At 69.0% G+C, this 24942-nt stretch carries 25 protein-coding genes and 1 pseudogene; 10 read left to right on the top strand and 16 right to left on the bottom strand.

All coding sequences use genetic code 11. The features are described from left to right. Positions 1 to 130: pseudogene (locus ACK42S_RS05075) on the bottom strand (MBL fold metallo-hydrolase); the annotation flags it as partial. 179 nt (positions 131 to 309) lie between these two features. Between ACK42S_RS05075 and ACK42S_RS05070 the strand changes: the two are divergent. Next, complete coding sequence (locus ACK42S_RS05070) at positions 310 to 1137, top strand: IclR family transcriptional regulator (protein ID WP_409704138.1); 828 nt, start codon at positions 310 to 312, stop codon at positions 1135 to 1137. Between the two features lie 9 nt (positions 1138 to 1146). On the opposite strand, the gene ACK42S_RS05065 is transcribed toward ACK42S_RS05070, so the two are convergent. Continuing rightward, positions 1147 to 1950, bottom strand: a complete 804-nt coding sequence (locus ACK42S_RS05065; protein ID WP_409704136.1) for an IclR family transcriptional regulator — start codon at positions 1948 to 1950, stop codon at positions 1147 to 1149. 91 nt (positions 1951 to 2041) lie between these two features. Here ACK42S_RS05065 and ACK42S_RS05060 point away from each other — a divergent pair, with 91 nt between their 5' ends. From ACK42S_RS05060 to pcaF, 3 genes are read left to right on the top strand one after another with little or no spacing between them, the layout of a single operon-like run. Then, a complete protein-coding gene (locus ACK42S_RS05060; RefSeq protein WP_409704134.1) occupies positions 2042 to 2746 on the top strand; it encodes a 3-oxoacid CoA-transferase subunit A in 705 nt (234 codons plus the stop codon). Beyond that, on the top strand, positions 2746 to 3384 hold the full coding sequence (locus tag ACK42S_RS05055) for a 3-oxoacid CoA-transferase subunit B (protein WP_409704132.1): 639 nt from the start codon (positions 2746 to 2748) through the stop codon (positions 3382 to 3384). The genes ACK42S_RS05060 and ACK42S_RS05055 overlap by 1 nt, the downstream gene beginning before the upstream one ends. Positions 3385 to 3423: 39 nt before the next feature. Then, positions 3424 to 4626 (top strand): 3-oxoadipyl-CoA thiolase, encoded by a 1203-nt coding sequence (gene pcaF, locus ACK42S_RS05050; protein WP_409704130.1) that lies wholly within the window; start codon positions 3424 to 3426, stop codon positions 4624 to 4626. On the opposite strand, the gene sbcB is transcribed toward pcaF, so the two are convergent. Genes sbcB through pcaB form a run of 3 tightly spaced genes read right to left on the bottom strand, consistent with a single transcriptional unit; the run spans position 4627 to position 8738 of the window. Next, positions 4627 to 6075 carry an exodeoxyribonuclease I gene (sbcB, locus tag ACK42S_RS05045; protein WP_409704128.1) on the bottom strand — a complete coding sequence of 483 codons (1449 nt, stop codon included), beginning with the start codon at positions 6073 to 6075 and terminating at the stop codon, positions 4627 to 4629. 40 nt (positions 6076 to 6115) lie between these two features. Beyond that, on the bottom strand, positions 6116 to 7339 hold the full coding sequence (gene pcaC, locus ACK42S_RS05040) for a 4-carboxymuconolactone decarboxylase (RefSeq protein ID WP_409704126.1): 1224 nt from the start codon (positions 7337 to 7339) through the stop codon (positions 6116 to 6118). Between the two features lie 13 nt (positions 7340 to 7352). Continuing rightward, on the bottom strand, positions 7353 to 8738 hold the full coding sequence (gene pcaB / locus ACK42S_RS05035) for a 3-carboxy-cis,cis-muconate cycloisomerase (protein WP_409704124.1): 1386 nt from the start codon (positions 8736 to 8738) through the stop codon (positions 7353 to 7355). Positions 8739 to 8956: 218 nt separating this feature from the next. Between pcaB and ACK42S_RS05030 the strand changes: the two genes are divergently transcribed. Beyond that, positions 8957 to 9745 carry an IclR family transcriptional regulator C-terminal domain-containing protein gene (locus ACK42S_RS05030; protein ID WP_409704122.1) on the top strand — a complete coding sequence of 263 codons (789 nt, stop codon included), beginning with the start codon at positions 8957 to 8959 and terminating at the stop codon, positions 9743 to 9745. Positions 9746 to 9785: 40 nt separating this feature from the next. Here ACK42S_RS05030 and ACK42S_RS05025 read toward each other — a convergent pair whose 3' ends face one another. From ACK42S_RS05025 to ACK42S_RS04995, 7 genes are all read right to left on the bottom strand, one after another. After that, on the bottom strand, positions 9786 to 10520 hold the full coding sequence (locus ACK42S_RS05025; RefSeq protein ID WP_409704120.1) for an amino acid ABC transporter ATP-binding protein: 735 nt from the start codon (positions 10518 to 10520) through the stop codon (positions 9786 to 9788). Positions 10521 to 10600: 80 nt separating this feature from the next. Then, positions 10601 to 12823, bottom strand: coding sequence for a metalloprotease (locus tag ACK42S_RS05020; protein WP_409704118.1), 2223 nt, complete (start codon positions 12821 to 12823; stop codon positions 10601 to 10603). A gap of 45 nt (positions 12824 to 12868) precedes the next feature. Continuing rightward, positions 12869 to 13798 (bottom strand): LysR family transcriptional regulator, encoded by a 930-nt coding sequence (locus tag ACK42S_RS05015; protein ID WP_409704116.1) that lies wholly within the window; start codon positions 13796 to 13798, stop codon positions 12869 to 12871. Positions 13799 to 13823: 25 nt separating this feature from the next. Further along, entirely contained in the window at positions 13824 to 14666 is an 843-nt protein-coding gene (gene kynA / locus ACK42S_RS05010) for a tryptophan 2,3-dioxygenase (protein ID WP_409704114.1), read from the bottom strand. 15 nt (positions 14667 to 14681) lie between these two features. Next, positions 14682 to 15953: a kynureninase gene (kynU, locus tag ACK42S_RS05005; RefSeq protein ID WP_409704112.1), complete on the bottom strand. Its 1272-nt coding sequence runs from the start codon at positions 15951 to 15953 to the stop codon at positions 14682 to 14684. Between the two features lie 13 nt (positions 15954 to 15966). Continuing rightward, the gene (gene kynB / locus ACK42S_RS05000) at positions 15967 to 16596 is read right to left on the bottom strand and encodes an arylformamidase (RefSeq protein WP_409704110.1); all 630 of its coding nucleotides are present in this window, start codon (positions 16594 to 16596) and stop codon (positions 15967 to 15969) included. Positions 16597 to 16681: 85 nt separating this feature from the next. Further along, entirely contained in the window at positions 16682 to 17065 is a 384-nt protein-coding gene (locus ACK42S_RS04995) for a YkgJ family cysteine cluster protein (RefSeq protein ID WP_409704108.1), read from the bottom strand. Here ACK42S_RS04995 and ACK42S_RS04990 point away from each other — a divergent pair. After that, a complete protein-coding gene (locus ACK42S_RS04990) occupies positions 17064 to 17456 on the top strand; it encodes a DUF2784 domain-containing protein (protein WP_409704106.1) in 393 nt (130 codons plus the stop codon). The genes ACK42S_RS04995 and ACK42S_RS04990 overlap by 2 nt on opposite strands. Here the strand turns inward: ACK42S_RS04990 and argF are convergent. Both argF and ACK42S_RS04980 read right to left on the bottom strand, forming a co-directional pair. After that, the gene (gene argF / locus ACK42S_RS04985; protein ID WP_409704104.1) at positions 17422 to 18354 is read right to left on the bottom strand and encodes an ornithine carbamoyltransferase; all 933 of its coding nucleotides are present in this window, start codon (positions 18352 to 18354) and stop codon (positions 17422 to 17424) included. The genes ACK42S_RS04990 and argF overlap by 35 nt on opposite strands. A gap of 8 nt (positions 18355 to 18362) precedes the next feature. Beyond that, the gene (locus tag ACK42S_RS04980; protein ID WP_409704102.1) at positions 18363 to 19574 is read right to left on the bottom strand and encodes an acetylornithine transaminase; all 1212 of its coding nucleotides are present in this window, start codon (positions 19572 to 19574) and stop codon (positions 18363 to 18365) included. A 298-nt stretch (positions 19575 to 19872) separates the two neighbouring features. Between ACK42S_RS04980 and ACK42S_RS04975 the strand changes: the two genes are divergently transcribed. Continuing rightward, a complete protein-coding gene (locus ACK42S_RS04975) occupies positions 19873 to 20205 on the top strand; it encodes a DUF3579 domain-containing protein (protein WP_409704099.1) in 333 nt (110 codons plus the stop codon). 95 nt (positions 20206 to 20300) lie between these two features. Here the strand turns inward: ACK42S_RS04975 and rpsT are convergent, their stop codons facing one another. Continuing rightward, positions 20301 to 20594 carry a 30S ribosomal protein S20 gene (gene rpsT / locus ACK42S_RS04970; RefSeq protein WP_409704097.1) on the bottom strand — a complete coding sequence of 98 codons (294 nt, stop codon included), beginning with the start codon at positions 20592 to 20594 and terminating at the stop codon, positions 20301 to 20303. Positions 20595 to 20785: 191 nt separating this feature from the next. On the opposite strand from rpsT, the gene murJ reads away from it, so the two are divergent. Beyond that, positions 20786 to 22342, top strand: coding sequence for a murein biosynthesis integral membrane protein MurJ (gene murJ, locus ACK42S_RS04965; protein WP_409704095.1), 1557 nt, complete (start codon positions 20786 to 20788; stop codon positions 22340 to 22342). A gap of 71 nt (positions 22343 to 22413) precedes the next feature. Then, positions 22414 to 23268, top strand: a complete 855-nt coding sequence (locus ACK42S_RS04960; RefSeq protein WP_409704093.1) for a SirB1 family protein — start codon at positions 22414 to 22416, stop codon at positions 23266 to 23268. A 13-nt stretch (positions 23269 to 23281) separates the two neighbouring features. On the opposite strand, the gene purM is transcribed toward ACK42S_RS04960, so the two are convergent. Next, positions 23282 to 24319 (bottom strand): phosphoribosylformylglycinamidine cyclo-ligase, encoded by a 1038-nt coding sequence (gene purM, locus ACK42S_RS04955; protein ID WP_409704091.1) that lies wholly within the window; start codon positions 24317 to 24319, stop codon positions 23282 to 23284. Positions 24320 to 24476: 157 nt separating this feature from the next. Here purM and ACK42S_RS04950 point away from each other — a divergent pair. Then, a partial coding sequence (locus ACK42S_RS04950) for a DnaA ATPase domain-containing protein (RefSeq protein ID WP_409704088.1) occupies positions 24477 to 24942 on the top strand: 466 nt, incomplete at its 3' end.

Genomic DNA, 24942 nt, shown 5'->3' with positions numbered 1-24942 from the left:
TGTCGCCGATGATGACGCCGGTGTTGGGGTCGCCCTCGGCGGTGTAGGCATAGGCATGCTCGGACAGCCGGGTGAAGCTGACCTGCTTCTCCTCGAGATCGGCCTGGCTGGCAAAGGCTTTCTGGCTCATAAAGGCTCCTGGTCGGTGGGGCGTCGCGTTATACGTACGCGAAGCAGTTTGACATCGCTGAACTACACTTGATCGTAGTCAACTTGTTTGCTAATGTCTAATCAATTCGACAGGTAACAAAGAGAATTCAGGGTAAACCCCTGGTCGAAAGGCCCGGAGGCCTGGAAAGCACATCAACCGTGGACGACAACAACACGAAGGCCGAGCGGGACCGGCGGGGCATTCAGAGTGTGGAGGTGGGAGGGCAATTGCTGCGGGCGCTGGCCCATGCCGGCCGGGCCTTGCCGCTGAAGGACCTGGCCCGCGAGGCCGGCATGGCGCCGGCCAAGGCCCACCCCTATCTGGTGAGCTTCGGCAAGATCGGCCTGGTCGAGCAGCACGAAGTCAGCGGCCACTACGGCTTGGGGCCCCTGGCGTTGCAACTGGGCCTGATCGCGCTGCAGCAGGCCGATCCGGTGCGCATCGCCACACCCTTGATTGCCGAGCTGGCCCAGCGCATCGGACACACCGTGGCCGTGGCGGTGTGGGGCTCGCGCGGCCCCACCATCGTGCGCATCGAGGAGTCCCCGGCCGCCGTGCACGTGAACATGCGCCACGGCACGGTCGAATCCCTGCCCGGCACGGCCTCGGGGCGGCTGTTTGCGGCGTATCTGCCGGCCGACAAAGTGCGCGCGGCCCTGGAAGAGGAGCGTGCCCGTGAGCAAGCCCTGGGTCTGCGTGCCCAGCCCGGCATGCCCCCGCCCAAGCCGCTGCCTTGCTGGGAGGCGTTCGAGCCCACGTTGGCCGAAGTACGTGCTCATGGCATGAGCCGCTCAGAAGGGGCCGTGATCCAGGGCGTGAGCGCCATGTCCGCCCCGGTGTTCGACCACGCGGGCCAGATGGTGATGGCCGTCACCGCCATCGGTCCGTCTGGCGTGTTCGACACGCGCTGGGATGGCGAGCTGGCGCAGGCGCTGCGCGAGTGTGCGCGGGCGGTGTCCCAGCGCTTGGGGGCGCGCAGCGCGTAAGAGCCGGGCTTACTTGGCGCCGCCGATCATCGAGCTGATCTGATGCGCCGCGGCCAGCAGCTTGGGCAAGAAGCGCTCGAGCATCACCACCGGCGGTGTGCGGTGCTGCTGGCCGCTCACGTTGATGGCGGCCACCACGTCGCCATTGCGGCCGCGGATGGGGGCGGCGAGTGAGACGAGGCCCTCTTCGAGTTCTTCGGCCACCAGGGCCCAGCCCTGCACGCGCACCTGTTCGATCAAGGCGCGCAGGCGGGTGGGGTCGGTTTCAGTCTTGGGGGTGCGCTGCACCAAGTCGCTGGCGGCCAGGCGGGCGTCGAGTTCCGCGTCGCTCAGGCCGGCCAGCAGCACTCGGCCCATCGAGGTGCAGTAGGCCGGCAGGCGGCTGCCCACGCCCAGATTGATGGCCATGATCTTGTGCGTGGGCACGCGCAGCACGTAGACGATGTCGGTGGCGTCAAGCACCGCGGCCGAGCACGATTCCTTGATGTCGGCCACCAGGTCCTCCATCACCGGCTCGGCCAGGTTCCACAGCGGCAGCGAGCTCAGGTAGGCAAAGCCCAGGTCGAGGATCTTGGGCGTGAGGCGGAACAGCCGCCCCTCGGCCTCCACATAGCCCAGGTGCTGCAGCGTCAGCAGGATGCGCCGCGCGCCGGCGCGGGTCAGGCCGGCCCGCTCGGCCACCTCGGAGATGGTCTGGGCCGGGGCTTCGCCACTGAAGGTGCGCACCACCGCCAGGCCGCGCGCGAAGGATTGCACGTAGCTGTCGCCGGGTTCGATGCGCTCAGGGGAGGTCGAGCTTGAGTTCGGGCTCATCGTGGAGTACAGTGAATGTTCACGAGAAGAACCATTGTTCAATATTAGAACTTCCAGTGGTTTTGTGAATCATCTGTTCGATAGGCGTTCCATGATCAACAAGATCTGTGCCTCGGTCGAGGCCGCCCTGGCCGACGTGCGCGACGGCTCCACCGTGATGATCGGTGGTTTTGGCACCGCCGGCATCCCTGACCACCTGATCGAGGGCCTGATCGCCCAGGGGGCGAAGGATCTCACAGTGGTGAACAACAACGCCGGCAACGGCGACACCGGACTGGCCGCCTTGTTGAAGACCGGGCGGGTGAGGAAGATCATCTGTTCCTTTCCGCGTCAGGTGGATTCCCACGTGTTCGACGGCCTGTACCGCAGCGGCAGGATCGAACTGGAGCTCGTGCCGCAGGGCAACCTGGCCGAGCGCATCCGCGCGGCCGGCGCGGGCATCGGGGCCTTTTTCACGCCCACCGGCTACGGCACCGAGCTGGCCCGGGGCAAGGAAACCCGCGAAATCAACGGCCGGCCTTATGTGCTGGAGTATCCCATCCACGCCGACCTGGCTCTGATCAAGGCCGAGCGGGCCGACCGTTGGGGCAACCTCGTCTACCGCAAGACGGCGCGCAACTTCGGGCCGATCATGGCCATGGCTGCCCAGTGCACGGTGGTGGAGGTGCCCGAGATCGTCGAACTCGGCGCGCTCGACCCGGAGGCCGTCGTGACCCCGGGCATCTTCGTGCATCGCGTGGTGCAGGTGGAACGCCGAATCACCCGGGCGGGTGGCTTCAAGCAGGAGGCCGCATGATGAAGAAGTGGACCCGCGATGAGATGGCCCGGCGGGTGGCGGCCGACATTCCCGACGGCGCCTACGTCAACCTCGGCATCGGACTGCCCACCCTGGTGGCCAACCACATCCCGCCCGATCGGGAGGTGGTGCTGCACAGCGAGAACGGCGTGCTCGGCATGGGCCCGGCCCCGGCGCCGGGCGAGGAGGACTATGACCTCATCAATGCCGGCAAACAGCCCGTGACGCTCTTGCCCGGCGGCTGCTATTTCCATCATGCCGACAGCTTCGGCATGATGCGCGGCGGCCATCTCGACGTGTGCGTTCTGGGCGCTTTCCAGGTGGCTGCCAATGGCGATCTGGCCAACTGGCATACCGGTGCGCCCGATGCGATTCCCGCCGTGGGCGGTGCGATGGACCTGGCCATCGGCGCGAAGAAGACCTACGTGATGATGGAGCACCTGACCAAGAGCGGCCAGAGCAAGCTGGTGCCGCAATGCACCTACCCCCTGACCGGTGTGGGCTGTGTGAGCCGGGTCTACACCGACCTGGCCGTCATCGACCTCACCCCCGAGGGCGCCAAGGTGATCGACATGGTCGAGGGCTTGAGTTTCGATGAACTTCAGTCGCTCACGGCCATCGCGCTGCAGCGCGCGTGATCGACGACCTCCCCCACCGAAAGAGAAAGATCTGCTGCCATGACGCAAGCCTTCATCTGCGATGCCATCCGCACCCCCTTCGGCCGCTATGGCGGTTCGCTGTCGTCCGTGCGCACCGACGACCTGGCCGCCGTGCCGATCAAGGCCCTGATGGCGCGCAACCCCAATGTCGACTGGGCGGCCGTGACCGATGTGATTCTCGGTTGCGCCAACCAGGCCGGCGAGGACAACCGCAACGTCGCGCGCATGGCCGCGCTGCTGGCCGGCCTGCCGCTGGACGTGCCCGGCGTCACGGTCAACCGGCTGTGCGGCTCGGGCCTGGATGCCGTGGGCACGGCCGCGCGTGCGATCCGCAGCGGCGAGGCGGGCCTGATGATCGCCGGGGGGGTCGAGAGCATGAGCCGCGCGCCCTTCGTGATGCCCAAGGCCGAGAGCGCCTTCTCGCGCAACAACGCGGTGTACGACACCACCATCGGCTGGCGCTTCATCAACCCGCGGATGTTGGCGCAGTACGGCGTGGACTCCATGCCCGAGACGGCCGAGAACGTGGCCACCGACTGGAAGATCAGCCGCGAGGACCAGGACAAGATGGCGCTGGCCTCGCAGCTCAAGGCGGTGGCTGCGCAGAAGGCCGGCTACTTCGATGCCGAGATCACGCCGGTGACCATTCCGCAAAAGAAGGGCGACCCCCTCGTCGTGAACCGTGACGAGCACCCGCGCGAGACCTCGCTGGAGGCCCTGGCCAAACTCAAGGGCGTGGTGCGCCCTGACGGCACGGTCACGGCGGGCAATGCCTCGGGCGTGAACGACGGTGCGTGTGCCCTGCTGCTGGCCGACGAGGCCAGCGCCGCGAAGCACGGCCTCGCGCCGAAGGCCCGCGTGGTGGGCATGGCCACGGCCGGCGTGCCGCCGCGTGTGATGGGCATCGGCCCGGCGCCGGCCACCCGCAAGGTGCTGGCGCTCACGGGCCTGACACTCGAGCAGATGGACGTCATCGAGCTCAACGAGGCCTTTGCGGCCCAGGGCCTGGCGGTGCTGCGCGAGCTGGGCCTGAAGGACGACGACCCGCGTGTGAACCCCAACGGCGGCGCGATCGCGCTGGGTCATCCGCTGGGCGCCTCGGGGGCCCGCCTGGCCACCACGGCGGTGAATCAGCTCGTCAAGACGAAGGGCCGCTATGCCCTGTGCACCATGTGCATCGGCGTGGGCCAGGGCATTGCGGTGATCCTGGAGCGCGTGTGATCACGCCGCGGCGCTGAACTCCGCGAGTTCCTCCGCGTAATCGTAGAGCGCGCCCAGGATGTCCTGGCCGCGCTCGTCGTCATCGGCCAGGGATTCGCCCAGGGCGTCGATGCGCTCGAAATACTGCGCCAGCGTGGGCAGGCCGTGGGTGCCATCGTGCAGGCGTGCATGGCAGTGTTCGCGCCAGCGGGTCTGCTCGGCTGCGCTCAACGTGTGCGGGAAGTTGCGGGCTCGATAGCGGAAGACGAGTTCGTTCAGCCGCTCGTCGTCGAAGCTCGGCAGGCGCTCGGCCAGCGCTTCGGGCCGGGCGGTACGCACTCGCTGCAGGCGGCGGCGGTCCTCGTTGCCGATGAAGCTGCCATACAGATCCTCATCCACATCCACTGCAGCCGGCGCTTCGGGTCGCGCGAACACCTCGGGCCACAGGCCGGCGAGCTTGGCGCCGTCGCGTGCCACGGTCTGGGCGTGGCGCAGGGCCCGGTCGATGTCGAGTTGCCAGCGTTCGATCACGGCCGGTGTGAGGGCCTTGAGGTTGCCGATCACGATGGGGCAGCGGTTGAGGTGGATGGTCTTGATCGGCAGCCGGCTGACGCCCTCGGGCAAGTCTTCGCGGCGGGTGTACAGGCGCTCGCGCACCTGCGCGCTGCTGAGCTCGAACAGCTCGGCGGGGTCGTGGTCCAGATCCCAGACGATGATCTCGTTCTTGTGCAGGGGGTGCGGGGCGAGCGGCCAGACGATGGCCAGGCCGCCACGCTGCACGCCGTACATGCCCGACAGATGCACGAAGGGCCGGCCCGCGCCCATCTCGGCCAGCACGGCGTCTTTCTTGCGCAGCCTCAAGCAGAAGTCCCACAGACGCGGCTGGCGGGAGCGGATCAGCCGGGCCAGGGCGATGGTGGCGCGCACGTCGGACAGCGCGTCGTGGGCGGACTCGTGGGCCAGACCGTTGGCGGCCGTCAGGTGCTCGAGCTTGAAGCTGGGCCGACCGTCCTCGTGCGTGGGCCATTCGATGCCCTCGGGGCGCAGCGCCCAGGTGGCGCGCACGACGTCCAGCAAGTCCCAGCGGCTGCAGTCGTTCTGCCATTCGCGGGCGTAGGGGTCGATGAGGTTGCGCCAGAAGAGAAAGCGCGTGACCTCGTCGTCGAAGCGCAAGGTGTTGTAGCCCAAGCCCACGGTGCCGGGGCGGGCGAGTTCGGCCTCCACGGCGGCTGCAAAGGCATGCTCGGGCACGCCGCGCTCGCGGCAGTGCTGGGGCAGGATGCCGGTGAGCAGGCAGGACTCGGGGTCGGGCAGGTAGTCCGGCGCGGGCTGGCAGTACAGCATCACCGGCTCGCCCACGGTGTTCAGTTCGGCATCGGTGCGGATGCCGGCGAACTGGGCGGGCCGGTCTCGGCGGGGCACGCGGCCGAAGGTCTCGTAGTCGTGCCAGAAAAAGGTCAGATCGCTCATGACCGCGACCATACCCGATCGGGCGTGGTCGGCCGCCGGGTCAGAGCGTGTCCAGGAACTCGCGCAGCGTGCGCTCGAAGGCTTCAGGCGCCTCGAGCACGCTGATGTGCGAGGCGTTGTCCAGCACCACGAGCTGGGCGCCGGGGCGCGCCTGCACGATGGCCTGCGACATCGCCACCGGGGCGCCCTGGTCGCGCTGGCCCGCGATCACCAGCACGGGGCAGGCGATCGTGGGCAGGGCCTCGCGCCAGTCCACCCCGGCCACCGCATGGCAGCAGGCCACATAGCCCTGCGGGTCTGTGCGCAGCAAGGTGGCGCGTGCGGCGGCTTCCACCTCCGGGTGGGCGGCGCGGAAGTCGTCGTGGAAGTAGCGGCCCATCACCCCGTCGGCGATCGCAGCCAGGCCCTGCGCCTGAACTGTGGCGATGCGCTGGGCCCACAGGGCCTGGGCGGCTTCGGGGTACCACGCCGTGGAGTTGGCGATCACCAGGGCCCGCACCAGGTCGGGGTGGCGCGCGGCCAGGCCCTGGCCCACCATGCCGCCCATGGACAGGCCGACCCACACCACCGGGCCCCGGCCCCATTCACGCACGACACGTGCGGCATCGGCCACCAGGTCATCCATCGAGTACGGCCCCGGGGGCGAGGCCGACTGCCCATGGCCGCGGTGGTCGTAGCGCAGCACTTCGCAGCCCTGGTCGGCCAGCGAGCGCGCCAGGGCGTCCCACAGGTGCACGTCCATGCCCAGCGCGTGGCTGAGCACGACGGGTGTGCCGCGGCCCTGTCGCAGGACGTGCAGCTCGGGGGTGCTGAAGGTGCGGTGGGTGCTGATGCGGTGCTCGGGCGTGAGCGGCTGTGCCGGCAGGGCCACGCCCATCTGCCGCAGGACATCGAGGGCGAGCTTGAACGCGGTGTTGGCCGCAGGCACGCCGCAGTAGATGGCCGACTGCAACAAGGTTTCCTTGATCTCGTCGAGCGCCACGCCGCCGGCCACGGCGGCGCGCAGGTGCAACTCGTACTCCTCCCAGCGACCCTGGGCGATGGTCATGCCCAGCACCAGCAGGCGGCGGGTGCGGTGGTCCAGGCCGGGACGGCCCCAGATGTCGTGCCAGGCGTAGCGTGTGATGAGCGACTGGAAGTCGGCATTGAAGGCATTGGCCTGGGCCAGCGAGCGATCGACCCAGGCGTCGCCCAGCACGGCGCGCCGGTTGCGCAGGCCCTGGTCGAAGGCGTCGGTGTGGTCGGGGCAAGGGGGCGTGTTCATCTCGGTTCGGGCCTCAATAGGGACGGGGGGCGCACTGCAGATGCCGGGCGTGGGCTTCGAGGGTTTCGAGCTGTTCCAGCGCGATGCGCGCGGCCGGCTCGGCGGCCTGGTCGATGTCGAAGAGCGGGACGAGACGGTCGTGCAGGCCGCTCAGTGCGGCATCCAGGGTGATGGCCTCCAGCGTGACCTCGCGCAGGTGGCGCTTGGAGGCCAGGGCCTGATGCGTCAAGCTTTCCATCAGAGCATGCGCGCCCGCCTTGCCCATGGCTTCGGCCAGCAGCATCGACACGGCCTCGGCGCTGACCAGGCCTTGCAGCGCCTCGATGTTCGCGCGCATGCGCGCCTGGTCCACCTCCAGACCTTCGGCGGCTTCGGCCAGCGCCTTCACCGCGCCGTGGGCGCTGAGGAACAGGCCTGCCCACTCGGCCAGCTCGGCCTGCCAGTTGCCCAGTCCCCGCTCATGCTCCTGTGCCATGCTGGCCAGCAAGGCGGCCACACGCTGCGGCGTGCGCGTGGTCGCCGCCAGGGCCACCATGCTGGAGACCGGGTTGCGCTTGTGTGGCATCGCCGACGAGCCGCCGCGTCCGCCGCCCGAGGGTTCGGCCAGTTCGGCGATCTCGCCCTGGGCCATCAGCGAGAGGTCGCGCGCGATCTTGCCCAGGCTGCCGCACAGCACGCCGAGTTCCGCTGCCAACGCCACCCATTCGTCACGCTGGGTGTGCCACGCCAGCGCGGACCAGGGCAGCCCGAGCGATTGCGCCATGCGCCGGGCCACCGCGGGGCCCTTGGGGCCCATGGCCGACAGCGTGCCCACGGCCCCGCCGAGCTGCAGCCGCAGCGCGCGCGCGGCCGTCTCGCGCAGCCGCTGCTGGGTGCGCAGCAGCGGCGCCACCCAGCCCGTCAGCTTGTAGCCCAGGGTCACCACCTGGGCGGGCTGCATCAGGGTGCGTGCCAGCACCGGGCTGCGCGCATGCGTGCGGGCCAGGCCCAGCAAGGCGTTCACCAGGCGCATGAGGTCGCGGTCGATCACGCCCAGCGCCCGGCGTGTCACCAGCACCATGCCGGTGTCGATCACGTCCTGGCTGGTGCTGCCCCAGTGCACATAGCCGGCGGCCGGTTTGTCGAACAGGGCCACCGTCTCGGTGAGCTTCTTCACCAGCGGGATGGCCAGGCTGCCGCTGCGGCGGCTGTCGGCGATGAGACCGGGCAGGTCGTACAGGTCGGCCTTGCACACGCTGGCAATCGCCTGGGCGCAGGCCGCAGGCATCAGGCCTTCCTCGGCCTGCGCACGCGCCAGCGCGGCCTCGAAATCCATCATGGCCTGGATCACCGAGGACTCGCCGAAGGTGTCGAGCATCTCGGGGGTGGACAGGAAACTTTCGAAGATGAATGCGGACATGACGTGACGGTCGCGCCGAAGCCGCAGGAGTAGCGCCGCGACGGCAGGGTCTTTGAGATTTTCAATCAGGGCGATAGGCGCACTGATGGTTGTTGGCCGAACAACGCCAGCCAATCTAGGCTATATTGCCGCGCAGAACAAGCCTTCCGTGCCGATGGATGCGGTGATCGGTCCTTCTGTGCGCGAAGCGCGCGACGCAGCAGTAGAAAGGGGCAACGATGTCGCTTACCGTCATGTCCGGGCCTGAGTTTCAGGTGCAAAAGCGCGATTTCATCGCGGGGCTGGAGAAGGGGCTGGCGGTGATCGAGGCATTCGACCAGGACCAGTCGCGCCTGTCGATGACCGAAGTGGCTCAGCGCACCGGGCTGACACGCGCGGCGGCGCGGCGCTACCTGCTCACGCTGACGCATCTGGGCTATGTGGCTTACGACGGGCGCATGTTCTCCATCACTCCCAAGGTGCTGCGCCTGGGCCAGTCTTACATCCACTCGGCCCGTCTGCCGCGCATCGTGCACCCGCAGTTGCACAAGCTGGCGCACGCGCTGCAGGAGGCCTCTTCGGCCGGGGTGCTCGACCGCAACGACGTGATCTGCATCGCCGCCACCACTGCCGGCCGTGTGGTCTCGGCCACGCTGCAGCCGGGCACGCGTGTGCCGGCCTACTGCACGGCCAACGGCCGTGTGCTGCTGGCGGCGCTGCCGCAGGAGAAGATCGACGCCTGGCTCGACGAGCAGCGGCTCGAGCCGCTCACGCCGCACACCATCACGCACAAGGACCGGCTGCGCATCGAGATCGCCCGGGCCCGTGCCCAGGGCTATGCCGCGGTCGACCAGGAACTGGAGCTGGGCCTGCGCACGCTGTCGGTGCCCTTGCGAAACCTGCGCGGCGACGCGGTGGCGGCACTCAACGTCAGCGTGCACGCCGCACGCATGTCGATGAGCGAACTGCAGGACCGCTGCCTGCCGGCCCTGCTGCAGGTGCAGTCCCAGGTGCGCAACCTGCTGTAACCCGGCCCCCTCGCGCAGCGCGCGGCTCGCGAAGGGGTGTTCAGTGTTGCAGGATCTTCGAGAGAAACTCTCGGGCCCGTGGCGTGCGGCGCTCAGGCTGGCCGAAGAAGTCGTCCTTGGCGCAGTCCTCCAGGATGCGGCCCTGGTCCATGAAGATCACGCGGTGGCTGACCTTGCGCGCAAAGCCCATTTCGTGCGTGACGCACATCATCGTCATGCCTTCCTGGGCGAGCTGCACCATCACGTCGAGCACCTCGCCCACCATCTCGGGGTCGAGCGCCGAGGTGGGTTCGTCGAAGAGCATCACGATCGGGTCCATGCTCAACGCCCGGGCGATGGCCACGCGCTGCTGCTGGCCGCCCGAGAGCTGGCCGGGGAACTTGTCCTTGTGGGCCATCAGGCCCACGCGGTCGAGCATCTTCAGTCCGCGCTCGCGGGCCTCGTCCTTGCTGCGACCCAGCACCTTGACCTGGGCCAGCGTCAGGTTCTCCGTCACCGACAGGTGCGGGAAGAGCTCGAAATGCTGAAACACCATGCCCACGCGCGAACGTAAGCGGGGCAGGTTGGTCTTGGGGTCATTCACCGAGACCCCATCGACCAGGATCTCGCCTTGCTGGAAGGGCTCGAGTCCGTTGACCGTCTTGATCAGGGTGGACTTGCCCGAGCCCGAGGGGCCGCAGACCACGACCACTTCGCCTTTGTCGACGCTGGTGCTGCAGTCCGCAAGGACTTGGAAGGGACCATACCACTTGCTGACGTGGCGGATCTCGATCATGGCCGGCATAGGGCGTGTGCGGTGGTGGTTTCCGGTGGGGCAGGGGCTCGATTGTCGCCGATCGGCGGGTCGGTCCGGCGTCAGCCTGGGGGGCGACCCGGGGGCTGCTGCAGGTAGGCGCGCAGCAGCAGCTCACGCAAGCCGGGTTCGGGATGCAGCGTGGCGCTTTGAGGGTCGAGCCGCACCAAGCGCCATTGGCCCGAAGGGCGCCGCGGATCCAGCAGCAGGGGCTGCCCCTCCAGGGTGCCGATCTGCCACCAGTCGAGCACCTCGTCCAGGCCGGCGTCGCAGCGGCCTTCGGCGCCCGGTGGGCAGGGCATCGGCAGGGTCTGCGGCGGGCCGGGCCGCAAAGAGGCTGCACGCGCGCTGAGCTGCTGGGCCAGGCGCGGCCGGGCCTGCCGCAGCGTCTGCACCTCACTGACCGGCCAGATCTCCAGCGATGCCGAGGTGCGCAGGCCATCGCGGCTGCGGTAGAACATCACGGCTTCCTCGGGCAGCACGTCGCCGGTGCGCTGGGCCAGCGAGGCCAGCGCCAGCTCCGAGGCGCCAGGCGCGGGGGTCGGGTCGGCCCGGCCGAGTGCCAGCGCCAGCTCGGCCACGCTCCATTGGCGGGCGGCCTCCAAGCGCCGCTCGGCTGCGGCCGATGCCCGCTCGGGCTCACTCATGAAGGCCAGGCGGCCGACGGCCAGGAGCTGCGGGGTGAGTACGACCGGTGAGGCCAGCACGGCCAGATAGAGCGCGCCGACTCCGAAAGCCGCGAAGCCTTTGAGCGGCCGGTAGCGCAGGTGCATGATGAGTTCATCGACCATGTCCATGCGCTGCTTGAGCGAAGCCCTGGCGGGCACGATGCGCTCCAGGGCCTGGAACGCCAGCCGCGCCAGGGCGCGGGCGTCGGCTGGCTTGTGCCTGCGTGCGACTGCAGCGTAGAGCCGCTCGAGCTGCAACTGGCGCCACAGTCCGCGCCAGGTCAGAGCCCGCAGCACCAGCAGCACCAGGGCGATCTCCAAGCCGAAGAACCACCACAGCGCCAGCAGGCCCGCCGCGGCCAAGCCCTCGAGGGCCACGCGCACCACCACCTGGCGTGCCGGCACCAGGGCCTCGAGGACATGGCCACCATCCAGAGGGTGGAAGGGCAGCAGGTTGAAGGCATTGACCCACACCAGGATCCAGCCCAGCAGCCCGACCTCGGGCACCGCCGGCTGCCACCACAGCAGCGCTGCGCCCAGCAGCAGGCCGGGCACGGGGCCGGCCAGGCTCACGATGATGCGGTGCAGGGCGTTGGGCTTGCTTTCCTCGCCAAAGGCCACACCGCCGATCAGCGGAAGCATCAGCATCTGCACGCGGCGATAGCCCAGCGCACGCATCGCGAGATAGTGACCCGCCTCGTGCAGCGCAATCACGACCAGCAACAGGCCCGCAAAGCGCCAGCCCAGCAGCAGGCCGCCCAGCACGAGGAAGAGCGCGGCGCTGAGTCCATAAAGCGTCCACTGCACCACGGGGGGCGGGCTGTGCTTGGGCCGGGCGCGCGTGGCAACGAAGAGCATCAGGCTGCGTTCGAGCGGGGCCGAGGTCTTCAGGGCCAGGGACTGCGGCGGCGCCTGCTTCAGCGTGTGCACCAGGCGCTTGAGCTGGCGCGCCAGGAAACGCCCCAGGGCCGGCAGCTTGCGCGGGACGATGCGCAGGGCCTGGCCCTCGGGCTCGCACCAGCCGGCTTGCACCAGGGCCTGCAGGCTGCGTTCCTCGTAGGCCCCGAGCCGGGCCTCGATGTCCTCGGGGTCGCCCCAGGGCCGGAAGTCCTGCAGGCCCTCGGCACGCATGGCGTCGAGCTGGGCTTCGTACTGGTCCTTCACCGAGACGAAGCTGTCGCCGCCGCTGCGCAGCACCTGCGGGTCGGGCGGGAAGAGGTTCATCGGCACGTTCTGCGTGGCCACCATCGGCCCGTCCTTCAGTTCGGCCAGCAGGGTCAGCACCGGCACGTTGGGCAGCTCGGGCAGGCCGGGGCCGGCCAGTTGGGCGACGATGGGGAAGTGGAAGTGCCGGAACACCCGCACCGGCTGCCAGGGGCTCAGGTCGCGGGGCTCGGCCAGGGCTTCGGCTGCATGCGAGAAGCGAAAACCCAGTTCGGCCAGCTCGGCCTCGATCGGGCCGAACAGATCCTCGACCGCCGCCTGCAGCCGCGGCGGTGCCGGCCGGCGCATCAGCCGGCTCGGCAGCCTCAGGCAGGCCAGTGCCCGGATCCTGGCCACCACTGGAGCCAGCAGCCAGATCACCGCGATGGCCACCGCCAACACTGCCCAACCCATGCAAGCTCCTCGGTGTGGTCTGTCCGGCGTCCGATCGTCGCGGATTCAGTCCGGATGCGCCAGCCGCAGATATTCCCACAAGGCCTGGGCGGCCGGCCGCACGTGCTTGGCGACTTCGGGGCGCTCGCGGTAGATCCGCACGTCCATGGTCACTTCGTAGGGGGCCGGGTCGGCCGCGGCGCTCACCAGCCGCCGGCTGCGCGTTTCCTTGCGCACCGAGCTGCCCGGCAGGAAGGCCAGGCCATGGCCTTCCAGGGCCATGGCCTTCAGGCCCTCGGCCATGTCGGTCTCGTAGATGGTTTCCAGGTGCAGCGGCACCGGCGAGCGCTGCTTGATCGACTCGACCAGCCGGCCCAGGTAGGCGCCGGCGGCATAGCTGAGCAGGGGCACCGGCCGCTGCGGCGTGCCCTGGGTGACCTGGAACAGCGGTTGGCCGTCCGGGCCGGCCTTGGCATAGGGGGCCAGCGTCTCCACCCCCAGGGTCAGCATCTCGTAACGGTCGGGGTTGATCTGCAACGGCTGCGAGGCATGGTGGTAAGCGATCAGCAGGTCACAGCTGCCTTCGGTCAGGCGCAGCACCGCATCGTGCACATTCAGGGCGATCAGCCGGCTCTTCACCGGCGCGAAGCGCTCGCGCAGGTTGGTGATCCAATGCGGGAAGAAGGTGAAGGCCAGGGTGTGGGGCACGGCGAACTCGATCAGGTCCTGGCCGGTGGCGCGGTGTGCGCGCATCAGGTTGCGCGTGGCCTGCAGCGTGCCGAGGATCTCCAGGGCCTGGGCCAGGAAGGTTTCGCCGGCCGGTGTGAGCCGTGTGGGGTAGGACGAGCGGTCGACCAGGTCGATGCCGATCCAGGCTTCCAGCGCCTGGATGCGGCGCGAGAAGGCCGGCTGCGTCACGTGCCGCAACTGCGCCGAGCGCGAGAAGCTGCGCGTCTCGGCCAGGCTCACGAAGTCTTCAAGCCATTTGGTTTCCACGGCCGGCAGTGTAGCCAGCCGGCCGTCACAGGTCCGTGCGGAGTTTCCAGATCTCCGGGAAGAGCACCACATCGAGCATCTTGCGCAGGTAGCCCACGCCCGAGGTGCCGCCGGTGCCTCGCTTGAAGCCGATCACACGCTCCACCGTGGTCACGTGGCGGAAGCGCCACAGGCGGAAGGCGTCCTCCAGATCGGTGAGTTCCTCGCCGAGCTGGTAGAGATCCCAGTGCTGAGCGGGCTGGCGATAGACCTGCAGCCAGGCCTGCTCGACCTCGGGACTTTCCACGTAAGGCTGGGTCCAGTCGCGTTCGACATGGCTGACCGGCACCGGCAGTCCGCGTCGCGCGAGCAGCCGCAGCGATTCGTCATACAGCGAGGGCGCACGCCAGGCCGCCTCCACCTCGGCCAGGCGGCGCGGGTTGTGCGCATGCGGCTTGAGCATAGCCGCGTTCTTGTTGCCCAGCGCGAATTCGATACAGCGGTACTGCCAGCTCTGGAAGCCGCTGGAGTTCGACAGATACGGCCGGATGGCCGAGTATTCCGGCGGCGTCATCGTCGCCAGCACGTCCCAGGCGTGCACGAGCTGCTCCATGATGCGGCTCACGCGCGCGAGCATCTTGAAGGCCGCCGGCAGCTCGTCGTGGGCGATGCAGGCGATGGCCGCATGCAGCTCATGCAACATCAGCTTCATCCACAGCTCGCTGGTCTGGTGCTGCACGATGAACAGCATCTCGTTGTGGTCGGGCGAGAGCGGGTGCTGCGCGCTCAGGATCTCGTCCAGGTGCAGGTAGTCGCCATAGCTCATGTCCTTCGAGAAGTCGAGCCGGGCGCCTTCGGCGTGCACGATATCTTCGGGTCGCTGTGTCATTGTCATCGCTCGTCCTCAGGTCACCGTGGCACGCTGGTGGAAGCGCGCTTCCCGCCATTGCCCGCTTTCCATCACCTGCACCAACTGCTCCACCGCATCCCACACATCCACGTAGCGCGTGTACAGCGGTGTGAAGCCGAAACGCAGGATGTCCGGCGTCTGCACATCACCGGCACGGAAGTCGCCCACCACCCGTCGCGCGATCAGGGCCTGCACGATGGCATAGGCACCCTCGGCCCGGGTGAGGCAGACCTGGCTGCCGCGCAGCCGCGGTTCGCGCGGCGACACCACGGTCAGCCCGTGGCCGGCGCAGCGCGCCTCGACCAGCTCGGCAAACAGGGAGGTCAGTGCGATCGACTTCTCGCGCAGCGCGGCCATCCCGCCCAGCGGTTCGGCCGCCAGCACGGTGTCCACGCCGCACTCCAGCGCGCTCATCGCGATCACCGCCGGCGTGCCGCACAGGTAGCGCGCGATGCCGGGGGCGGGTTCGTAGTCCGGCGTGAACCGGAACGGCGCGGCATGTCCCATCCAGCCGGCCAGGGGCTGCCAGAAGCGGTCGGCATGGCGCGGGTGGGCCCAGACGAAGGCGGGCGCGCCCGGCCCGCCGTTGAGGTACTTATAGCCGCAGCCCACCGCGAAGTCGGCATCGGCTGCGCGCAGGTCCACCGGCACGGCGCCGGCGGAGTGGGCCAGGTCCCACACCACGAGGGCGCCGGCGGCATGCGCCGCGCGTGTGACGGCCGCCATCTCGTGCATGCGCCCGGTGCGGTAGTTCACATGTGTGAGCATCAGCACGGCGACGTCGGGGGTGAGCGCGGCCTCCACCTCGTCGGCTTCGATGAGCCGCAGTGTCCAGCCCAGTTCGCGCGCCAGGCTTTCGGCGATGTACAGGTCGGTGGGAAAGTTGCTGCGCTCGGAGACGATCACGCGCCGTGTGGGCTGGTCCTGGCGGGTGATGTGGCTCGCCGCCGTCAGCACCTTGTAGAGGTTCACCGAGGTCGAGTCGGCCGCCACCACCTCGCCGGCGTCCGCGCCGATGAGCCGCGCGATCTTGTCGCCCACGCGCCGGGGCAGGTCGATCCAGCCGGCGGTGTTCCAGCTCTGGATGAGGTCGCGGCCCCACTCCTCGCGCACCACCTGCTGCACGCGAGCGGGTGTGGCGCGCGGCAGCACGCCCAGAGAGTTGCCGTCGAGGTAGATCAGGCCTTCGGGGATCTCGAACAGCTCGCGCAGGGGGGCGAGCCGGTCGGCGGCGTCGAGCGCCAGGCAGTCTTGTCGTGTGGTCATGGTCAAGGTTCCTTCAGGGCCACTCGCGCAGCACGGCGCGCACCGGGCTGGCATCGGCCTCCATCAGCTTCAGCGGCAGGGCGATCAGCTCATAGTCACCCTCGGGCACGTCGTCGAGCACGAGGTTCTCCAGCACGCGCAGGTCGCGCCGCAGCAACACCTGATGGGCATCCAGGGTCTTGCTCGAGGCCGGGTCCACCGAGGCCGTGTCGATGCCCACGAGCCTCACGCCACGATCGGCCAGCCATTCCAGCGTCTCGGGCGCGAAGGCGCTGAAGTCGTCGACCCAGCGGTCCACCACGGCCCGGATCCAGGTGCGCACCAGCACCCGTGGCGGCAGGTCGGCCTGCGCATGGGCCAGGTGCTCGGGCCGCACCAGCGGGCCCACGCCGATGGCGTGGATCACCCGGCACCGGCCCAGGTAGGGGGCGAGGTCCACGGCACCGATGGCCGGTGCGCCGCTGGCGTAGTGCAGCGGCGCATCGGCGTGCGCGCCCGCATGCGGCGAGGTGGTGATCTGGCTCACGTTCACCGGACAGCCGGGCCCGATGGTGACGCCCCACACCTGGGAGTAGGGCGTGTCACCCGGGAAGACCGGGCTGCGGGTGTGCAGGGGCGGGGAGATGTCCCACAGGCGTTTCATGGGCCGCGCGTGGCTGGAAAAACCGAAATTTCAGCACCGCAAAAAAGAGCGTGGTGTCGGTTATTTCCAACGCTACGGCAAATTTCTAGCCGCAGCTACCCAGCGGCGCAAGGCCATGACGTGCGCGGGCCCGGGTGCAGGCGTCATCCGGCAGGCCCAGCGGTGCCAGCGCGCCGAACTCGCGACACGGCGAGGGCCGCCACTCGTAGATGCCGCAGTGCGCCTTCACCCCCACCTGGCCCACCAGCGCGGCGCAGCGGGGGCGGGCATGGTCGGTGCCGCGCATGCGGCAGGTGGTGTCGGTCACCTCCACCGTGAGCCCCGCGGGCACCGGGCCCCCGGCCTCGTCGAGTTCATCGCGCGCGAAGTCCACGCGGAAGCTGGCGCAGCAGGCGCCGCAGGTGGTGCAGGGGTTGTCCGGGGGGCTGGTCACACCCGGATTGTCGCGCCCGTTGTAGTCTGGCGCCATGGCCTACCGTGTGCTCGCCGACCTGCTGGTGCTGCTGCACCTGGGCTTCGTCGTGTTCGTCGTGGTGGGCGGCTTCCTGGTCTGGCGCTGGCCGCGCCTGGCCTGGGTGCACCTGCCGGCTGCGGCCTGGGGCGTGTGGATCGAGCTGAGCGCGGGCATCTGCCCGCTCACCCCGCTGGAAAACCGCCTGCGCGCCGCTGGCGGCGAGGCGGGCTATGCCACCTCCTTCGTCGAGCACTACGTGATGCCGCTGCTCTACCCGGTGGGGCTCACGCCGGCGGTCCAGGCCTGGCTGGGCATCGGGGTGCTCGCGGTGAACGCGCTGGCCTACGGCGTGTGGTCGTGGCGGCGGCGTATCAGCCGATCCGCCCGAGCAAAAGGTACTCCATGAGCACCTTCTGCACGTGCATGCGGTTCTCTGCCTCGTCCCACACCACCGATTGCGGGCCGTCGATGACCTCGGCCGTGACCTCCTCGCCACGGTGGGCCGGCAGGCAGTGCATGAACAGCGCATCGGGCTTGGCCACGGCCATCATGTCGGCGTCCACGCACCAGTCGGCGAAGGCCTTGCGGCGCTGTTCGTTCTCGGCCTCGAAGCCCATGCTGGTCCACACATCGGTGGTCACCAGGTCGGCCCCGCGGCAGGCGTCCATCGGATCCCGGAAGGTTTTGTAGCAGCGCGGGTCGCGGATGCCGGCCAGGGCGGGATCCACCTCGTAGCCGCTGGGCGTGCTCACATGCACCGTGAACCCCAGGATCTCGGCGGCCTGCAGCCAGGTGTTGGCCATGTTGTTGCCATCGCCCACCCAGGCCACCACCTTGCCTTTGATCGAGCCGCGGTGCTCGATGTAGGTAAAGATGTCGGCCAGGATCTGACAGGGGTGGAACTCGTTGGTCAGGCCGTTGATGACCGGCACGCGCGAATGCGCCGCAAAGGCCTCGAGCTTGGCCTGCTCGTAGGTGCGGATCATCACCAGGTCGACCATGCGGCTGATCACGCGCGCGCTGTCCTCGATCGGCTCGGCGCGGCCGAGCTGGCTGTCGCCGGTGGTCAGGTGCACCACCGAGCCGCCCATCTGGTACATGCCGGCCTCGAAGCTCACACGCGTGCGCGTGCTGGCCTTCTCAAAGATCATCGCCAGCGTGCGGTCCACCAGCGGCTGGTACTTCTCGTAGTTCTTGAAGCGCTTCTTGATCAGCGCGGCGCGCTCGAAGAGATAGGCATACTCCTCGGCGCGGAAGTCCTTGAACTGCAGGTAGTGCTTCATCAGCGAGTCTCCCGGTTTCATCGCCGACCTCATGAGGCGGGGGCGGCCAGGAAGGCCTTCACCAGCGGCGCGAGCTTCGCCACGATCTCGTCGGCTTCGGCCTCGGTGAGGATGAGCGGGGGCACGATGCGGATCACCTTGTCGGCCGTCACGCTGATCAGCAGGCCCGCTTCCATCGCCTGGGCGAGCAAGGCGCCGCAGGGGCGGTCGAGCTCGATGCCCAGCATCAGGCCCTGCCCTCGGATCTCGACGACGCCAGGCAGACTGCCCAGCTCGCGCATGAGGCCGGCCTTGAGCGCCGCGCCCACGCGGGCGGTGTTGTCCAGCAGCCCCTCTTCTTCCATGATGCGCAGCGTCTCGACGCCAGCGCGCATGGCCAGCGGGTTGCCACCGAAGGTGGTGCCGTGATTGCCCGGCTGCAGCACGTTCGCGGCCTTCGGGCCGGCCACCACGGCGCCGATGGGCACGCCCGAGCCCAGGCCCTTGGCCAGGGGCATCACATCGGGCACGATGCCGGCCCACTGGTGGGCGAACCACTTGCCGGTGCGGCCGATGCCGCACTGCACCTCGTCGATCATCAGCAGCCAGCCCCGCTCGTCGCACACACGACGGATCTGCCGCAGGTACTCGGCCCGCGCCGGATGGACGCCGCCTTCACCCTGGATGGTCTCCAGGAACACGGCCACCACGTTGGGACGGTTCTTCGCCACCTCCTCCAGCGCGGCCGCATCGTTGAGCGGGATGCGCACGAAGCCGGGCACCAGCGGGCCGAAGCCGGCCTGCACCTTGGGGTTGCCGGTGGCCGACAGCGTGGCGATCGAACGGCCGTGGAAGGCCTTTTCGTAGACCACGATCTCCGGGGTCTCGATGCCTTTGTCATGCCCGAACTTGCGGGCGATCTTGATCGCGGCCTCGTTGGCCTCGAGCCCCGAGTTGCAGAAAAAGACGTTGGTCATGCCCGACAGCTCCACCAGCCGGGCGGCGAGCTGCTCCTGCAGCGGCACCTGATAATAGTTCGAGCTGTGGATCAGCTTGGCGACTTGGTCCTGCAGGGCCGGCACGAGCTTGGGATGGGCGTGTCCCAGGGTGTTGACCGCGATGCCGCCCAGGGCGTCGAGGTACTCGCGCCCCTTGGTGTCCCAGACCCGGCAGCCTCGCCCATGCGACAACGCGATCGGCAGTCGGCCATAGGTGTTCATCACATGAGGCATCGACGAGGTCGGGGTCTGAGGTGCGTTCATGGCGTCTTTCGCAAAAGAAAATCGCGGCGGCAAGCCCTGCACACCCGCAAGGCCCCCAACCGCGTCGGCATTTCATTCTAGGGCAGGCGCCACCGAGGCGGCATGAAAGCCGTGCGACAGCTTGGGTGCGTCATCATCGGCGGGGTCTGGCGGGAAGTCCCTGGGCAGCGGCAGGAACCCGACTGAAACCCTGGCAAGTCTTATATAAGATATCATTCTTAAGACATGTCGCTGCAGGACCCCTTCCCGCCCTTTGCAGCGCGGCCGCCACAAGCGGCGCATCGAGAGTCTGTACCGCATGACCAGCCCCAAACCCCGTGAGATCTTCATTCAGGGGATCACCCGCGACGGCCGCACCTTCCGTCCCAGCGACTGGGCCGAGCGCCTGGCCGGCGTGATGTCGTGTTTTCGCCCGGGCGGGGGGCAACCTGGCCGCTCGGGGCCCCTGGGCTACTCCCCTTATTGCGTGCCCACCGTGGTGGGAGGGGTCAAGTGCGTGGTGGTCAACGAGGCCATCCGGCAGATCGAACCGATGGCCTGGGATTTCGTGATGAACTTCGCTCGCGACAACGACCTGCAGATGGTCGAGGCCTGCCTGATTCCCGACCCGCCGGCCCCGCCCCGGGGCTGAGGAGCCGCCTGCGCACGCTCCGGCGACGCGGGGCCATGAGGCCATGAAAAAGGGCTCGCATCGCGAGCCCTTGTGGTCTCAACCCGGCAGGCGCTTCAGGCGGCCAGGGCCTTGATCGACGCCGACAGGCGGCTCTTGTGGCGAGCGGCCTTGTTCTTGTGGAAGATGCCCTTGTCAGCGACCGAGTCGATCACCTTTTGGGCGTGCTTGAACAGGTCGGCGGCACGGGCCTTGTCGCCGGCCGCCACGGCCTTCTGAACGTTCTTGATGACCGTGCGGAACTTGGAGCGCAGCGCGGTGTTCGCGGCGTTGAGCTTGACGTCCTGGCGGGCGCGCTTGCGGCCCGACGCGATGCGGACGGTCTTCTTGGCTTTGGACGAAGTGGCCATGGACGGATGGATTCGATTCGGGTTGAGCGAAACTCGAAGTATAGCATGGGCCGGCCATCCCGCCCAGACGGGCCCCACAGGGCTTATCGTCTGCCGCGGGCGGTGGGCTGGGCCGGCCCCGCGCCCGCGGCCTGCGCTCCCTATAATCGCGCCCGTCACCGAAGGCGCGCGTCCAGCGCTGCGCTGCTCTCATGAACCTGCTGCGCGCCGCTTCCACCGTCTCCCTGCTGACCCTGGCCTCCCGTGTCACCGGCCTGGCGCGCGAACTGCTGATGGCGGCCACCTTCGGTGCCTCGGCCTGGACCGACGCCTTCAACGTGGCGTTCCGCATCCCGAACCTGCTGCGCCGGCTGTTCGCCGAAGGGGCGTTTTCCCAGGCCTTCGTGCCGATCCTGGCGGAAAGCCGTGCCCGCCAGGGCGATGAGGCCACCCGTGCCCTGGTGGACGCCGTGGCCACCGTGCTGGTCTGGGTGCTGCTGGTCACTTGCGCGCTTGGCGTGGTGGCCGCGCCGGTGCTGGTCTATGCCATCGCTGCCGGGCTGACGCAGTCACCCCAAGGCTTCGAGGCGGCGGTCGTGATGACCCGCTGGATGTTTCCCTACATCGGCTTCATGTCGCTGGTGGCCTTGTCGGCAGGCATCCTGAACACCTGGAAGCGCTTTGCAGTGCCGGCGGCCACGCCGGTCCTGCTCAACCTGGCGATGATCGCTGCGGCCTGGGGGCTGGCCCCGCGCTTGGAGGCCTGGGGGCTGCCCGGCATCTACGCGATGGCCGCCGGCGTGATGTTGGGCGGCGCGATGCAGCTTGCCGTGCAGGTGCCGGCGCTGGGGCGCATCGGCATGCTCCCGCGCCTTCGCCGGCCGGGTGCGGCCTGGCGGCACGAAGGCGTGCAGCGCATCTTGCTGCTGATGGCGCCGGCCGTGCTGGGCGTGGCCGTGGCCCAGGTCTCGCTGCTCATCAACACGCAGATCGCCTCCTTCCTCGGCGAAGGCCGGGTCTCCTGGCTCACCTATGCCGACCGCCTGATGGAGTTTCCCACCGCACTGCTCGGCGTGGCCCTGGGGGTGGTGCTGCTGCCGCAGCTGTCGGCCGCCCAGGCCGTGGGCGACACGCGCCGCTACAGCGAACTGCTCGACTGGGGCCTGCGGCTGGTGCTGCTGCTGGCCCTGCCCAGCGCCGTGGCGCTGCTGGTCTTCGGCCAACCGCTGGTGTCGGTGCTCTATCACTATGGCGCCTTCCAGGACGAGGACCTGCGCCAGACCGGCCTGGCGCTGATGGGCTACGGTGTCGGCCTGATCGGCTTGATCGCCATCAAGGTGCTGGCGCCGGGCTTCTACGCGCGCCAGGACATCCGCACCCCGGTGCGCATTGCGATCGTGGTGCTCGTGCTCACGCAAGCGATGAACCTCGTGTTCGTGCCCTGGCTGGGCCATGCGGGCCTGGCCCTGTCCATCGGGGTGGCGGCCCTGGTCAACGCCGGCTGGCTGCTGGCAGGCCTGCGGCGCCGGGGAGCCTATGAGCCCCAGGCGGGCTGGGGGCGCTTCATCGCGCAGGTGACGGCCGCCTGCGCGGTGCTGGGCCTGGCGCTGGCGGGCGCCGCCCAGGCCCTGGACTGGACGGCCCTGCGGGCCACCCCCTGGGTGCGCATCGGCTGGATGGCGCTGTGCCTGGGCACGGCAGCGCTGCTTTATTTCGGTGTGCTTGCGGCGCTGGGCCTGAGGCTGCGCCAGTTGGCCCGGCGCGCCTGACGAGGCGCTCACCACCCGGGCGCACCGGCGCCCACCTCGCCGAGCCTGTGCGCTCGGACTACACTGGATCCATGCAGTACGGCCCTTCGACCGCGCTCGACTACTTCGCGACCCTGGTGGCCGACGATGCCGCCTTTCCCTTGACCGAGGCGGCGCTGTCGCTGGCCCAGGACGAGTTCCCCGACCTGGACATCCAGGGGGTCCTGGCCGAGATCGATGCCCTGGCCGAGCGGCTCAAACGCCGGCTGCCCGCTGACAGCGCGCCGTTGCACCGCCTGCGCATGCTCAACCGCTATTTCTATGGAGAGTTGGGCTTTGCGGGGAATGTGAACGATTACTACGACCCTTACAACAGTTGCTTGAACATCGTGCTGCAGTCGCGGCGCGGCATCCCCATTTCGCTGGCGGTGCTCTACATCGAACTGGCCCACCAGGTGGGGCTGCCTGCAAAAGGCGTGTCCTTCCCGGGGCATTTCCTGGTGAAGCTGCGCATGCCAGGCGGCGAGGTCGTGATCGACCCGTTCAGTGGCCTGTCGCTGTCGCGCGAGGAGCTGGAGGAGCGTCTGGCCCCCTACAAGCGCCAGCAGGGGCTGACGGGCGACGATGACGTGCCGCTGGGGCTGTTCCTGCAGTCGGCCAGTTCTCGCGAAGTGATCGCCCGCATGCTGCGCAACCTCAAGGAGATCCATCGCACCCACGAGGACTGGCCGCGCCTGGTGGCGGTGATGCAGCGGCTGGTCATCCTGCTGCCCGAGGCCCTGGACGAGTTGCGCGACCGCGGGCTGGCTTACGCCGAGATGGGTCGCCGCGACGAAGCCATCGCGGACCTGACCGACTATGTGCAGCGAGCCCGCCAGGCCACGGATCGGCTGGCCATCGCCGAGCGGCTGGAGTCGCTGCGCGGCGGTGCGCCGCGCTGGCATTGACGTTCGCGCGAGTTCAGACCACCTGGGTGGGGGCCTCGTCGCCTTGACGTGCCTCGATATGGCCGATGGTGTGGACCGTCTGACCCTGCGCACGCAGCAATTCGGCCGCACGGGCCGCATCGGCCTGCGCGACGATCACCACGAAGCCGATGCCGCAGTTGAAGGTGCGGTGCATCTCCGACTCGGTCACGCCACCCTCGCGTTGCAGCCACTGGAAGATCTCGGGCCGCGGCCAGGCATTGCCTTGCAGCACGGCCTTGGTGTGCGCGGGCAGGCAGCGCGGGATGTTTTCGACCAGGCCGCCCCCGGTGATGTGGGCCATGCCCTTGATGCGCACGGCCTTCATCGCCTCGAGCACGGGCTTCACGTACAGCCGCGTGGGCGCCATCACGCGTTCGCGGAAGGGCTGGCCATCCAGCGTGGCCGGCAGCCCGGCCGGGCCGGCACGCTCGACGATCTTGCGCACCAGGGAATAGCCGTTCGAATGCACGCCGCTGGAGGTCAGGCCCAGCACCACATCGCCCGGGGTGATGTCGCGGCCGTCGATGATGCCGCTCTTTTCGACCACCCCGACGCAAAATCCGGCCAGGTCGTATTCGCCCGGGGGGTACATGCCGGGCATCTCGGCGGTCTCGCCGCCGATGAGCGCGCAGCCCGACTCCTCGCAGCCGCGGGCGATGCCGCCCACCACGCGCTCGGCCGTGTCCACGTCGAGCTTGCCGCAGGCGAAGTAGTCGAGGAAGAAGAGGGGCTCGGCGCCTTGCACCAGCACGTCGTTGACGCTCATGGCCACCAGGTCGATGCCCACGGTGTCGTGCAGACCCCATTCGAAAGCCAGCTTCAGCTTGGTGCCCACGCCGTCGGTGCCCGAGACGAGCACCGGCTCCTTGAAGCGCTTCGGGATTTCGAACAGGGCGCCGAAGCCGCCGATGCCGCCCAGCACGCCTTCGCGCAGCGTGCGCCGGGCCAGGGGCTTGATGCGTTCGACGAGGGCATCGCCGGCATCGATGTCGACGCCGGCGTCACGGTAGGACAGGGAGGTCTGGGACATGGTGTGCGCGGGTGGCGTCGTGCCGGCCCGATAGAATTTGCCCGGATTTTACCGGCCGGCCCGAACGCTCAAGGCGTGGAGTGGGCCGCCCGCGATGTTCAGTCCCCTGCGAACCCATGATGACGTTCCGTCCTTGCCTGCCGCCGTGCGCGCGTCCATGAGGCAATTGCCCCTGGGCCTGGGGCCCGCCGAACCCTGCAGCTTCGACAACTTCCATACGCCTGGCAACGAGGCCGTGGTGGCGCACCTGCGCGCGCTGGCGAGCGCGCCGGCTGCCGGGGCCCCCGTCTACCTCTGGGGCGCCCGGGGCACGGGCAAGACCCACCTGCTGCGCGCCTGGACCGAGGCGGTGAGCGCCCCGGGCGGGCGCGTGGGCTGGTTCGATGCGACCACCCCCTTGCCCTGGGAGCACGACGAGGCTTGGCGCGGCGTGGTCTTCGACGGCGTGCAGGCCTTCGATGCCGGCCGCCAGCATGCCGCCTTCGCGTTGTTCGCTCAGGCCGCGGCGGTGGGTCAGCAGGTCGTGGGGGACAGAGGAGGGCCGCCGGTGGAGCCGGCCGTGCGGGAAGAACGGCGCACCCACCTGGGATGGGGTACCGTCTTTTCTCTGCAGCCCCCGCCCA

Source organism: Caldimonas sp. (assembly GCF_046289365.1).
Taxonomy (GTDB): Bacteria; Pseudomonadota; Gammaproteobacteria; order Burkholderiales; family Burkholderiaceae_C; genus Caldimonas.
This window is presented reverse-complemented; position numbering and strand designations above follow the sequence as displayed.

Bases quoted from the DNA above. Each gene is read 5' to 3' on its own strand.
- ACK42S_RS05060 (WP_409704134.1), top strand. From the start codon at position 2,042: ATGATCAACAAGATCTGTGCCTCGGTCGAGGCCGCCCTGGCCGACGTG.
- ACK42S_RS05020 (WP_409704118.1), bottom strand. From the start codon at position 12,823: ATGGGTTGGGCAGTGTTGGCGGTGGCCATCGCGGTGATCTGGCTGCTG.
- pcaB (WP_409704124.1), bottom strand. From the start codon at position 8,738: ATGTCCGCATTCATCTTCGAAAGTTTCCTGTCCACCCCCGAGATGCTC.
- pcaC (WP_409704126.1), bottom strand. From the start codon at position 7,339: ATGAACACGCCCCCTTGCCCCGACCACACCGACGCCTTCGACCAGGGC.
- ACK42S_RS05055 (WP_409704132.1), top strand. From the start codon at position 2,746: ATGAAGAAGTGGACCCGCGATGAGATGGCCCGGCGGGTGGCGGCCGAC.
- murJ (WP_409704095.1), top strand. From the start codon at position 20,786: ATGAACCTGCTGCGCGCCGCTTCCACCGTCTCCCTGCTGACCCTGGCC.
- purM (WP_409704091.1), bottom strand. From the start codon at position 24,319: ATGTCCCAGACCTCCCTGTCCTACCGTGACGCCGGCGTCGACATCGAT.
- ACK42S_RS05065 (WP_409704136.1), bottom strand. From the start codon at position 1,950: ATGAGCCCGAACTCAAGCTCGACCTCCCCTGAGCGCATCGAACCCGGC.
- ACK42S_RS04990 (WP_409704106.1), top strand. From the start codon at position 17,064: ATGGCCTACCGTGTGCTCGCCGACCTGCTGGTGCTGCTGCACCTGGGC.
- kynA (WP_409704114.1), bottom strand. From the start codon at position 14,666: ATGACACAGCGACCCGAAGATATCGTGCACGCCGAAGGCGCCCGGCTC.
- ACK42S_RS04995 (WP_409704108.1), bottom strand. From the start codon at position 17,065: ATGGCGCCAGACTACAACGGGCGCGACAATCCGGGTGTGACCAGCCCC.
- argF (WP_409704104.1), bottom strand. From the start codon at position 18,354: ATGAAACCGGGAGACTCGCTGATGAAGCACTACCTGCAGTTCAAGGAC.
- ACK42S_RS05025 (WP_409704120.1), bottom strand. From the start codon at position 10,520: ATGATCGAGATCCGCCACGTCAGCAAGTGGTATGGTCCCTTCCAAGTC.
- kynU (WP_409704112.1), bottom strand. From the start codon at position 15,953: ATGACCACACGACAAGACTGCCTGGCGCTCGACGCCGCCGACCGGCTC.
- ACK42S_RS04960 (WP_409704093.1), top strand. From the start codon at position 22,414: ATGCAGTACGGCCCTTCGACCGCGCTCGACTACTTCGCGACCCTGGTG.
- sbcB (WP_409704128.1), bottom strand. From the start codon at position 6,075: ATGAGCGATCTGACCTTTTTCTGGCACGACTACGAGACCTTCGGCCGC.
- ACK42S_RS04975 (WP_409704099.1), top strand. From the start codon at position 19,873: ATGACCAGCCCCAAACCCCGTGAGATCTTCATTCAGGGGATCACCCGC.
- kynB (WP_409704110.1), bottom strand. From the start codon at position 16,596: ATGAAACGCCTGTGGGACATCTCCCCGCCCCTGCACACCCGCAGCCCG.
- ACK42S_RS04980 (WP_409704102.1), bottom strand. From the start codon at position 19,574: ATGAACGCACCTCAGACCCCGACCTCGTCGATGCCTCATGTGATGAAC.
- rpsT (WP_409704097.1), bottom strand. From the start codon at position 20,594: ATGGCCACTTCGTCCAAAGCCAAGAAGACCGTCCGCATCGCGTCGGGC.
- ACK42S_RS05030 (WP_409704122.1), top strand. From the start codon at position 8,957: ATGTCGCTTACCGTCATGTCCGGGCCTGAGTTTCAGGTGCAAAAGCGC.
- pcaF (WP_409704130.1), top strand. From the start codon at position 3,424: ATGACGCAAGCCTTCATCTGCGATGCCATCCGCACCCCCTTCGGCCGC.